Origin of the sequence: uncultured Negativibacillus sp. (genome assembly GCF_944388365.1) — a bacterium.
Lineage (GTDB): Bacteria > Bacillota > Clostridia > Oscillospirales > Ruminococcaceae > Negativibacillus.
In genome coordinates this window covers 1-10,501 of sequence record NZ_CALXIN010000066.1, presented here as the reverse complement: position 1 = coordinate 10,501, position 10,501 = coordinate 1, and the positions used below count along the sequence as shown (strand labels likewise).

Here is a 10,501-nt window from a genome sequence, read left to right as displayed (position 1 = left end):
GGTGCGGGCATCGGTCTGGTCATCAAGGTGGGCGGCTCCACCGGCGGTATGGACATCCCGCCGATCATTCTCAACCGCTGGTTTGGCCTGTCCATTCCACTGATGATTTCGGTGGGCGACATCACCCTACTGCTGATCCAGGCGATTTATTCCTCCAGCGAGCAGGTGCTGTACGGTATTTTGTTCGTACTGCTGACCAGCCTGGTAATGGACAAATTCCTGATTATGGGTCAGAAGCAGACACAGGTGATGATTGTCAGTCCGAAGTATGAACAGATCAACCAGATGATTCACGAAAAGATCGACCGCGGCTCCACGCTGATTCATGCGACTACCGGCCTGCGCAAGAGCGAACAGCCGGTCGTTATGACGGTCATCTCTAACCGCCAGCTTTCTGCGCTCAACAATCTGGTTCTGGAAATTGACCCGCAGGCATTTGTTGTTGCAAGCGAGGTAAACGAAGTCAAAGGCAGAGGATTTACACTCAATAAAGTGTCCGACGAAACGAAATAGGATGGATAAAAGGAGTTTTTTCTGACGAAAAGACTCCTTTTTTGTAAAAAGTCAGCATTTTCCAATACCATTGGCGGCAATTTTGTGCTACAATAAGAGCAATATCTTTTATAGGAAGGTCGTGAAACGAATGAGAACAAAAATATTGGGAGCTTTGGCGCTGTCTCTGGCGCTGTCGATGGCGTGCAGTCCACTGTCTGTCTCTGCTCAGGAATATCACGATCGGTCGGCGGTGCTGGATACCGGCTTTACACTGGACACCGACTACACCCTGCAGCTTGCAAATCCAACCGAGGATATTTCCACAACATCGGAGTATTATTATATCACCGGTTCTTCTGATCCGGATTATGCCCTGACCTGCAACGGAGAAGAGGTGGAGGACCGCGGTATTTACGGCTCGTTTGGCATTTATGCTGAGCTTGAGATGGGAGCAAATACCTTCGATTTTCAAAATGGAGCTGACACAGCAAGCATCACCATCACCCGCACGGAATCCCCTGATACAAGCGACGGTGTGCCGACGATCACCAATCTTCGCCGCCTGACTCCAAGTTCGGATGATATTGTTTCCAATGGCGATGAATATACCATCCGCTGCACAGCACCGGCAAACGGTGAGGTGACAGCGACACTGGCCGGAAAGACCTATACATTAAAACAGGAAGCGATCGCCACCACCGGCGTGGAAGCCTACTATTCGACCAAGGTCAAGCTGACCGGAGCGGACAGCGGCGAGGTAGAGAATCTGGGCAAGATTCGATACAAGCTGAGCTTTGACGGAAAGACCAGTTCGGCAGAATCGGAAGGCGAAATCTATCTGATTGGCAAAGGCGCTCATCTGCTGGGCAAGGTCAACCAGAATGCAGCCATCCTCTATGAAGAGGCGGACAGCAGCGCAAACCATGTTTCGATCCTCAGCCGTGGCGCCGTGGATGCTATCACCGATTCCGAGGGCGACTATTTTAAACTGAGCATGGGCAGCTGGATCAGCAAGAGCTATATCGACCTGCTGCCGGAGGAAACCTCCTGGAAGAACACTGTTTCCTCCACCACCTATACCATCGATGACAACGGCGAAACACTGGTGATGAAGGGAACCGGCTCGCCTGCCTTCAAAGCCTACAATACCAGCGAGAAGATCACCATTCGCTTTTACAACACCACCGGCGTCGAGATGCCGTCGTTTGACAGCAACCTCTTCTCCTCGGCAAAGGTAAGCTCCTCTGCCGGCAGTGTCACACTGGAATTTTATAAGCTGGACGGCGTAGACACCGTCGGTTACGATGTCAGCTATGACGGAAAAGGCAATACCACCGTGTTCTTCAATCCAAAGGCAGAGGAGGGCTCCCAGTCCCAGCCGCTGCAAAACATGACCATCGTCGTTGACCCAGGTCATGGAGGAGTGGATGGAGGCGCAGTCGGTGTGCTGTATGGCATCGGTCCGGTGGAAAAGGACATCAACATGGCACATGCGCTGGTGCTGAAAAACCGTCTGGAGAGTCTGGGCGCTGAGGTTATTCTGGCGGTACAGCCCGATCAGGACACCTCCTCCAAGGTGGAGATGACCGACCGCGTTGAGCTGACCCGCGAGTATGAGGCAGATTTCTACATTTCGCTGCACTGCAACAGCATCGGTTCCAACAGCAACGGCCTCAAGCCGTCCGGCACCGAGATCTATTATTATGAAAACAATTCCAAGCTGCTGGCCGATTCGATGCTCGAGAAAATCACCTCTTATAATGACCGCGATGCCCGCAGCGTCATCTATGGCAACTTCTATGTCACCCGCAATCCGTTGTGTCCGTCGATGCTGGTAGAGATGGGATTCATCAGCAATCCGGTCGAATACGACGAGCTTTGCAGCCCTGATTCGATGTATCAGACAGCTAACGCGATTGCCGACGCTCTGATCGAATATCTTGCATAAACGATGTTAAAAGTGGTCTGTGTTGCACAGACCACTTTTTTTGAGAAAGTGTTGAATATACATGTACAAAAGCACCTAAAATTAGTGATAAATTTGACAAATTTGCAGAAAATATCGAACTTTCTTCAAAACGGGTAACAAAATCAGCAATTATCCGTCACTAATATAAAGGATGAATCGAGTGAATTCACCTTTTTTATCAGGAGGTAATGCTGATATGCTGGAATATATCTTTGGTTGTGTATTGGAAATTTCGATGGCAGCAGGTGTGTTTGTCCTTTTCTGGCTGTATGCCTTCCGCAAAAGGATGCCCCGCTATTCTCCGCGCTGCCGCACAATTTTGTGGATGATGGTGGCGCTGCGTCTGCTGATCCCGATTCAGCCGGACTTTCGTCTGACGCTGCTGCGCCTGACAGCACCCTACCATCTGCGCGGACAGATGCTGGCACAGCCGCAGTCGATGTCACTGATGCAGATGCTGGCGGTGATCTGGGTAATTGGAGCCATTCTGTTTTTGGCGGCACACCTCACCGCTTATAAGCTGTTTGAACATCGGATGAAACAGGGACAGAGCACTTCCTCGCTCAGCCAGGAAGAATATATGGAGGTTCGCAACCTGTTTTACGAGGTGAAATACTCGCTCGGAATCTATGATCCGATCGAGCTGTGGGTCTCTTCGGAGGCTTCCGGTCCGATGCTGCTGGGCTTTTTCCGAAGCAAGGTGGTCGTTCCCGACCTTGCCATGGAACGGGAAGCGATGGCGATGATCTTCCGCCATGAGTTGCTGCACCATCGCCGCAAGGACAGCTGGTACCGGCTGCTGATACTGGCAGCTTTGTCGATGCACTGGTTTAATCCGGTCATCTACCTGATGGCACGGCGTTCCACCGAGGACCTGGAGAGCGCCTGTGACCGCAGTGTCATCCGCGGAAAGGGAAGCGATTTTGTCGAAGCCTATGCCCAGTCGCTTTTGCAGACCGCAAGATGCCTGCTCCAGCGCAAAAACGTGCGTCAGACTGTGCTGGTCTCCTACTTCTCGTCCAGCGCAAAGCGGCTGAAAAAACGCCTGGTCGATCTGTTTGCGCCGATCCCCAAAAAAGGACTGAAACTGCTGGTGGGAGCAGCCGCCATGGTGCTCTTTGGCAGCGGCATGGTGTTTGTACAGGTAAACGACCAGAATCTGGAATGGGCGGAAAACCTGCGCGCAGGGGAAATCTCCTCGGTGTCGTTTTCCTCCGGAGCCGCACAGGAACAGGTGGACCTGTCGGCGCAGACAAAGGACAATGTTGTCGGATGGTTTTCGCAGATTTCGTTTAAGCCTGCGCTGTATCAGAACAAAAACCGCGTGGAGGAAGAACGGTTTAAAATTACAAAAACCGACGGCAGCCAGAAAACTGTGTCGCTTTTTTCCGATGGCAGTGTACAGGTGGACGGCAAGGATTACCGCGCCTATTGGGGACTGATTGGGTAGACGGATTGGAAATTTTATGTATATCTGATTGTAAAGCCTGCAACAATATGCTATAATTAGTTAAGGATTAGGCAGTGGAGGTCTTTTTTTCCTCCAGAGGGTCTGCTGTGGATTCTTTGAAGGGGAAAGATCTCTGGATTTTTGTTTATCAGGAGGAAATCATTATGAACGTTGAGAATAATAAACAGCCGGCTGGCAGCCTGAAAATTTCCCAGGATGTTCTGGCAACTATCTCCAATTTTGCAGCAGAAGAGATTGATGGTGTGGTTTCTCTGGCAAACACCTATGCTCCTATCAAAAACTTTTTGAAAAAAGGCAGCATCGGCAGACCGATTCAGATCAGCCTCAACGACGATGTTGCAGTCATCGACATCAGCGTCAACCTCAAATATGGCGCAAATATTCCGCAGGTGGCAGAAACTCTGCAGAAGGCAGTCAAAGATGCTGTCCAGAACATGACCGGCATCACCGTCTCCAAGGTAAATGTCCATGTTGCAGGGATTGTTTTTCCGGAGACTGCACCGGTTCAGCAGTAATGATAAAATCCGTCAGCCGAATTGATGTTTGAAAGGAAAATAAAGAAGGTTTTGTGCCGCCGGCATAAAGCCGGAAAGGATGAAACTTACTTATGACAAGACATGAATCCCGTCAGGAGGCATTTTGCCTGCTGTTTGAAAAAACATTTACCAATCAGCCGATCGACGACATCATCGAAGGCGCAACCGAAACAAGGGATCTGCAGGTCAGTGAATTTACCCTGACCCTGGCAAAAGGCACCGAAGAACATCTGGCAGAGCTGGATGCGCTGATCGAGTCCAAACTGAAAAACTGGAAACTTTCCCGTATCTCCAAGGTTTCGCTGGCGATTTTGCGCATGGCGGCTTTTGAGCTGCAGTATGTTGCAGACGTTCCGATGAGCGTCACCATCAACGAGGCGGTTGAACTGGCAAAGCAGTATGCAAGCGAGGACGACTATGCCTTTGTCAATGGTGTGCTGGGAGCGATTGCAAAGGAATACCATCTTGAAAATAAAACAGGAAAAGAGTAAACACAAAGACAGGGTGAACGAACATGTCCTATTATCTGGGAATTGACACCAGTAATTATACTACGTCGGCGGCAGTGTTTGACAGTGAGACCGGCAGTATCGTCCATCGCAAAAAGCTGTTGCCAGTGGCGCAGGGCTCCCTGGGGTTAAAGCAAAGCGACGCCGTGTTTGCTCATGTAAAACAGCTCCCGCAGATTCTTCAGGAGCTGTTTTTTGATTTGCCGCCCGTTTCCATCGAGGCGGTGGGCGTATCGGCGCGTCCGCGCAATGCTGCGGATTCCTACATGCCCTGCTTTTTGACCGGCAAGCTGGCTGCCAGCGCTATCAGTACAGTCAACCACATCCCGATGTATGAGTTTTCCCACCAGTGCGGGCACATCGCAGCGGCGCTGTATTCGGCAGGACGACTGGATCTGATCGGACAGGAGTTTATTGCCTTCCACTTTTCCGGCGGCACCACCGAATGTGTCCATGTGAGCAAGGGTGAGGAAGAGGTGCTTGCGACCGAAATTCTGTTCGAGTCGCTCGACCTCAAATGCGGGCAGGCCATCGACCGCGTCGGCGGCATGATGGGGCTTTCCTTTCCGGCAGGCAAGGAGCTGGATGCGCTTTCGCTGCGCGCCGACCGCCGTTTTCCGGTCAAGGTGACCTTTAAAGAGGGAAACTGCTGTGTTTCCGGCCTGCAAAACCAGTGTGAACGTTTGTTAAAACAGGGGGAGAGCAAGGAAAACGTTGCCCGCTTCTGTATTGATTCGGTCTGCGCCATTGTGGAACACATGGCAAAGGACGCACAGCAGCGGTTTCCACAGCTGCCGCTCATCTTTTCGGGCGGCGTGATGTCCAACTCTCTCATCAGCAAAAAGATTACCGAGGAGCTGGGCGGCTTTTTTGCCGCACCGGAATTTTCGGCGGACAATGCAGCCGGAACGGCGATTCTGGCTGCGGTAAGGAGCGGTGTCAACGTTGGATAGTGTATTGGCGGTGTCGCAGCTCAACCGATATGTCAAAAGTGTTCTGGACTCGGATTTCCGTCTGAAGGACCTGATGCTGCGAGGGGAGATCTCCAACTTTGTCAACCACTACCGCAGCGGTCATTTTTACTTTACCCTCAAGGAGGGTGGATGCGCCGTCAAGGCGGTGATGTTTGCAAACTATGCAAATGCTCTGCCCTTTGAGCCGGAAAACGGCATGGCGGTCATCGTGCGCTGCTCGGTGTCGCTGTATGAGCGGGACGGCAGCTACCAAATCTATGTCTATGAGATGCAGCCCGACGGCAAAGGCGCACTGCAGCTTGCCTTTGAACAGCTGTACCGCCGTCTGGAGGCGCAGGGATTGTTCTCTCAGGAAAACAAAATCCCGCTGCCGCGCTATGCCATGCGTATCGGAGTGGTCACTTCGAGCACCGGCGCTGCCTTGCAGGATATTGTCAAGATGCTGTCCCGCCGCTGCCCGATGGCGACGCTGGAGCCTTCGCCGGCGCCGGTACAGGGTGCGGATGCGCCGGCAGGACTGATAAAGGCGCTGGATGCCCTCGACCGCCGTGGAAACTGCGACGTCATCATCATCGGACGCGGCGGCGGCTCGATGGAGGACCTGTGGTGCTTTAACGACGAACAGCTGGTCCGTCGGGTAGCGGCCTGCAAAACGCCGGTGGTTTCGGCGGTGGGCCATGAGATTGACTATACCTTGTGCGACTACGCCGCTGACCTGCGCGCGCCGACACCGTCGGCAGCCGCGGAGCTGGTCAGCGAGGACGGAGCGGCGCTGCTGGACAACCTCGAAAACCTCTGCAGCCGCATCGAAATATCGATGCAGCAGCGGCTGGAAAAGTCGGATCAGCGGCTGCAAAACCTGCTGGATAAACCGGTCATGCGCCGTCCGCAGCTGGTGGTGGAGCAGGCACGAAGCAACTTGGAAAGCTATGCCGTTCTTCTGGAACGGCTGATGCGGGAGAAACTGCGGCAGAACCAGCGGGAACTGCAATTACAGACGGCGCGTCTTCAGGCGCTCAATCCGCTGGCACGTCTGGCGGGCGGATACAGCGTCACTACGCACGACGGCAGCGTTGTGTCCAGCGTCGGACAGCTGACAGCAGGAGACCTGGTGGACATCCGGCTGAGTGACGGTGTTGTCCATGCACAGGTCACGTCGGTTTCTTCACTTAAAGGAGTAAAAAAGAATGGCAGAAAAATTGACATTTGAGCAGTCGATGCAGCGTCTGGAACAGATTGCTGCAACGCTGGAACGGGGAGAAGCAGGGCTGGAAGAATCCATGCAGCTGTATGCGCAGGCGGCAAAGCTGATCGCATCCTGCCGCAAAAAGCTGGATGCTGTACAGCTGCGGATGGAACAGCTGCATGCAGAGCCCCAACCGGTGCAGCCGGCAGAGGAGGAAGAACATGAAGGAATTTAAGGCTAAGCTGCAAGCTTATGCGCAGCAGACCGAACAGCAGCTGGATTGCCGGCTGCCTGCACAGCCGGACGACCGTGTCACCGAGGCGATGCGGTACAGTTTGCTTGCCGGAGGAAAACGGCTGCGCGCTGCACTGGCGCTGGAATTCTGTGCAGCTCTCAGCGGCGACGCCATGCGGGCGATGCCGTTTGCCTGTGCGCTGGAGATGGTGCACGCCTATTCGCTGATTCACGACGACCTGCCCTGCATGGACGACGACGATATGCGCAGAGGAAAGCCCTCCTGCCATGTTGCCTTTGGTGAAGCAACAGCGCTGCTTGCCGGCGACGGACTGCTGACCAAGGCCTTTGAGGTGCTCGGCAGCGCAGAGGGAATGTCTTTTAGCCAGATTTCCCGTGCAGTGCTGACGCTGGCAAAGGCAGCCGGTCATCAGGGAATGATCGGCGGACAGCGGATGGACCTGGAAAATGAGGGCCACGAGGTGCCGATTGAGCGGGTAAAACAGACCAACCGCCTGAAAACAGGGGAACTGATCATCGCGGCGGTCACGCTGGGATGTATCGCGGCGGATGCGGACGAGCAGACGCTGCGTCTGGCACAAAGCTACGCTGACAACATCGGACAGGCCTTCCAGATCACCGACGATATTCTGGATTGTGTGGGAGATCAAAACGAGCTGGGCAAACCCATCGGCTCGGACAGCGAAAACAACAAGACAACCTATGTATCGGTGTACGGCATTGAAGAAGCACGTCGGATTGCAGAGGAAAAGGTGAAAGCAGCGCAGCAGGCGCTGGAACAGATGAAGTTGTGCGCCAGTGCCGATTTTTTAAGGGATATGGCAGAGTATATCCTGGTTCGCACACATTAAAACGGAAACGAATTAGGATTGTTAAGGTGGTACTATGGAAAACATACGGCTTATTTTCAGCAACTATTATATTGACGTTGCCTTTCTGGCCTGGTTTATTGCTCAGGTGCTCAAAACGCTGCTGACCTTCGCGCTGACCAAGGAGGTCGTCTGGGAGCGTATGGTGGGCGCCGGCGGAATGCCCAGCTCTCATTCGGCGCTGGTCTGTTCGCTGACCGTCGCGCTGGAGCGCAAGCTGGGATTTGCCTCGCCGGAATTTGCAATGTCGCTGGTTCTTGCTGCGATTGTCATGTACGACGCGATGGGAGTGCGCCGTGCTGCCGGTGAACAGGCAAAGGTCCTCAACAAGATTGTGGAGATGACCTCGGACAACATCCGCGAAATGTTTGCACCAAAAAAGAAGAAGGAAATTAAAAATCTGTTTATCCGCCGCAAAAACATGGAGGTCGATCCCGAGGAGCTGCGCAAGATGGAGGAGGGCAAAGCCCTGCTCAAGGAGCTTTTGGGACACACGCCGACCGAAGTGTTTGCAGGCGCTGTCCTGGGCATCACCGTTGCCATGCTGATGCCGATATTCTAACAAAGACAGGAGCATCGAACAGATGAACTTGAGTATACTTAGCCAGATTTCGTCGCCGCAGGACGTCAAGAAGCTGGATTTTTCCCAGCTGGAGCCGCTGTGCACCGAGATCCGGCAGACATTGATCCGGACCACGGCAAAGACCGGCGGCCATCTGGCATCCAACCTGGGTACGGTGGAGCTGACGGTGGCGCTGCACCGCGTCTTTGACTGTCCCGACGACCAGATCGTCTGGGACGTGGGACATCAGTGTTATACCCATAAGCTGCTGACCGGCAGACAGGATCTGTTTTCTACCCTGCGTCAGGAGGGAGGTATTTCGGGATTCCCCAAGCGAAAGGAAAGCAAATATGACGCCTTTATCGCCGGACATTCCAGCACCTCGATCTCGGTGGCGTCCGGACTTGCCAGGGCAAAAAGTCTGCAGGGAGACCCGCATCATGTCATCGCGGTCATCGGCGACGGCGCCTTCACCAGCGGACTTGCCTATGAAGGAGTCAACAACGCCGCCCGCTTTCGGGATAACCTGATCGTCATCTTAAACGACAATAAGATGTCCATTTCCAAAAACGTAGGGGCATTTTCTAAATATCTGTCCAAGGTGCGCGCACGACCGGCCTACTTTAAGACCAAGGATACGGTCGAAACGCTCTGCGACCATCTGCCGCTGGTGGGACATCCTGCGGCGCGCGCCATGCACAAGGTAAAAAATGCGGCAAAGTCGCTGATCTACGGCAGCAACTGGTTTGAGGATATGGGATTTTATTACCTCGGACCGATCGACGGACACAACCTGGAGACGCTGTGCGATGTTTTGCAGCGCGCCAAGGAGCTGCACCGTCCGGTTTTTCTGCACGTTGAAACCCAGAAGGGCAAGGGCTATTCCTATGCGGAGCAAAATCCAGGGGAATACCACGGTACCTCTGGATTTGATATTGACACCGGCAAGGCATTTTCCTCGGCACAGACCAACTTCTCCAACGAATTTGGCCTGTATCTGACCGAGCTTGCCCAAAAAGATGAGCGCATCTGCGCCATCACTGCCGCAATGAAATACGGTACAGGGCTCAACCACTTTTCCCACGCCTTCCGCGAACAGGGAAGATTCTTTGACGTGGGCATCGCCGAGCCGCATGCCGTCACCTTTGCGGGAGGACTTGCCGCCAACGGGATGATTCCCGTCTTTGCGGTGTACTCCTCATTTTTGCAGCGCTGCTACGATGAGATCATCCACGATCTGTCCATCGAGCCGCAGCACGTCATTCTGGCCATCGACCGCGCCGGCATCGTCGGCAACGACGGTGAGACTCACCAGGGACTGTTTGATGTGGCGATGCTGGCAAACATACCGGACATCACCGTTTATTCGCCGGCAAACTATGCCGAGCTGCGCCAGCATCTGTACCGCAGTATCTATCAGGACAGCGGCGTCTGTGCGGTACGCTATCCGCGCGGCGGAGAGGGCGGGTACCGCTCCGGCGGCGCGCTTCCGGTGCGCACGTTTGGAGCAGGGCGCGACGCGGCGATAATAGTCTACGGCACCATGATAAACGAGGCGCTCGCCGCTCAGAGCAAGCTGGCCGAGGCGGGCGTGGACGTGAGAATAGTAAAGCTGGGCAGAGTGTGCCCGCTGCCCGCCGACGAGGTTTTGACCGAGCTTGAAGGTGTGGAGCGC

The 10,501-nt window shown here is 53.9% G+C and carries 11 protein-coding genes; all 11 read left to right on the top strand.

The features are described from left to right. A partial coding sequence (locus Q0L39_RS08685) for a YitT family protein (RefSeq protein WP_296628416.1) occupies positions 1 to 513 on the top strand: 513 nt, incomplete at its 5' end. A gap of 130 nt (positions 514 to 643) precedes the next feature. Next, positions 644 to 2,443: an N-acetylmuramoyl-L-alanine amidase gene (locus Q0L39_RS08680; RefSeq protein WP_296628414.1), complete on the top strand. Its 1,800-nt coding sequence runs from the start codon at positions 644 to 646 to the stop codon at positions 2,441 to 2,443. 217 nt (positions 2,444 to 2,660) lie between these two features. Further along, positions 2,661 to 3,914 (top strand): M56 family metallopeptidase, encoded by a 1,254-nt coding sequence (locus Q0L39_RS08675; RefSeq protein ID WP_296628412.1) that lies wholly within the window; start codon positions 2,661 to 2,663, stop codon positions 3,912 to 3,914. A 164-nt stretch (positions 3,915 to 4,078) separates the two neighbouring features. Continuing rightward, entirely contained in the window at positions 4,079 to 4,450 is a 372-nt protein-coding gene (locus Q0L39_RS08670) for an Asp23/Gls24 family envelope stress response protein (RefSeq protein ID WP_296628411.1), read from the top strand. Between the two features lie 92 nt (positions 4,451 to 4,542). After that, entirely contained in the window at positions 4,543 to 4,962 is a 420-nt protein-coding gene (gene nusB, locus Q0L39_RS08665) for a transcription antitermination factor NusB (protein WP_296628409.1), read from the top strand. A gap of 23 nt (positions 4,963 to 4,985) precedes the next feature. Then, a complete protein-coding gene (locus Q0L39_RS08660; RefSeq protein ID WP_296628407.1) occupies positions 4,986 to 5,933 on the top strand; it encodes a peptidase M22 in 948 nt (315 codons plus the stop codon). After that, entirely contained in the window at positions 5,926 to 7,164 is a 1,239-nt protein-coding gene (gene xseA / locus Q0L39_RS08655; RefSeq protein WP_296628405.1) for an exodeoxyribonuclease VII large subunit, read from the top strand. The genes Q0L39_RS08660 and xseA overlap by 8 nt, the downstream gene beginning before the upstream one ends. Beyond that, entirely contained in the window at positions 7,142 to 7,375 is a 234-nt protein-coding gene (gene xseB, locus Q0L39_RS08650) for an exodeoxyribonuclease VII small subunit (RefSeq protein ID WP_296628404.1), read from the top strand. Before xseA ends, xseB begins: the two co-directional genes overlap by 23 nt. Beyond that, a complete protein-coding gene (locus tag Q0L39_RS08645) occupies positions 7,362 to 8,246 on the top strand; it encodes a polyprenyl synthetase family protein (RefSeq protein WP_296628402.1) in 885 nt (294 codons plus the stop codon). The genes xseB and Q0L39_RS08645 overlap by 14 nt, the downstream gene beginning before the upstream one ends. 34 nt (positions 8,247 to 8,280) lie before the next feature. Beyond that, positions 8,281 to 8,826, top strand: coding sequence for a divergent PAP2 family protein (locus tag Q0L39_RS08640; protein WP_296628400.1), 546 nt, complete (start codon positions 8,281 to 8,283; stop codon positions 8,824 to 8,826). A 22-nt stretch (positions 8,827 to 8,848) separates the two neighbouring features. After that, a partial coding sequence (gene dxs, locus Q0L39_RS08635; RefSeq protein ID WP_296628399.1) for a 1-deoxy-D-xylulose-5-phosphate synthase occupies positions 8,849 to 10,501 on the top strand: 1,653 nt, incomplete at its 3' end.

Excerpts from the sequence above, each read along its gene's own strand:
- nusB (WP_296628409.1), top strand. The coding sequence starts at position 4,543 with ATGACAAGACATGAATCCCGTCAGGAGGCATTTTGCCTGCTGTTTGAA.
- Q0L39_RS08680 (WP_296628414.1), top strand. The coding sequence starts at position 644 with ATGAGAACAAAAATATTGGGAGCTTTGGCGCTGTCTCTGGCGCTGTCG.
- Q0L39_RS08675 (WP_296628412.1), top strand. The coding sequence starts at position 2,661 with ATGCTGGAATATATCTTTGGTTGTGTATTGGAAATTTCGATGGCAGCA.
- Q0L39_RS08645 (WP_296628402.1), top strand. The coding sequence starts at position 7,362 with ATGAAGGAATTTAAGGCTAAGCTGCAAGCTTATGCGCAGCAGACCGAA.
- Q0L39_RS08640 (WP_296628400.1), top strand. The coding sequence starts at position 8,281 with ATGGAAAACATACGGCTTATTTTCAGCAACTATTATATTGACGTTGCC.
- Q0L39_RS08660 (WP_296628407.1), top strand. The coding sequence starts at position 4,986 with ATGTCCTATTATCTGGGAATTGACACCAGTAATTATACTACGTCGGCG.
- Q0L39_RS08670 (WP_296628411.1), top strand. The coding sequence starts at position 4,079 with ATGAACGTTGAGAATAATAAACAGCCGGCTGGCAGCCTGAAAATTTCC.
- xseB (WP_296628404.1), top strand. The coding sequence starts at position 7,142 with ATGGCAGAAAAATTGACATTTGAGCAGTCGATGCAGCGTCTGGAACAG.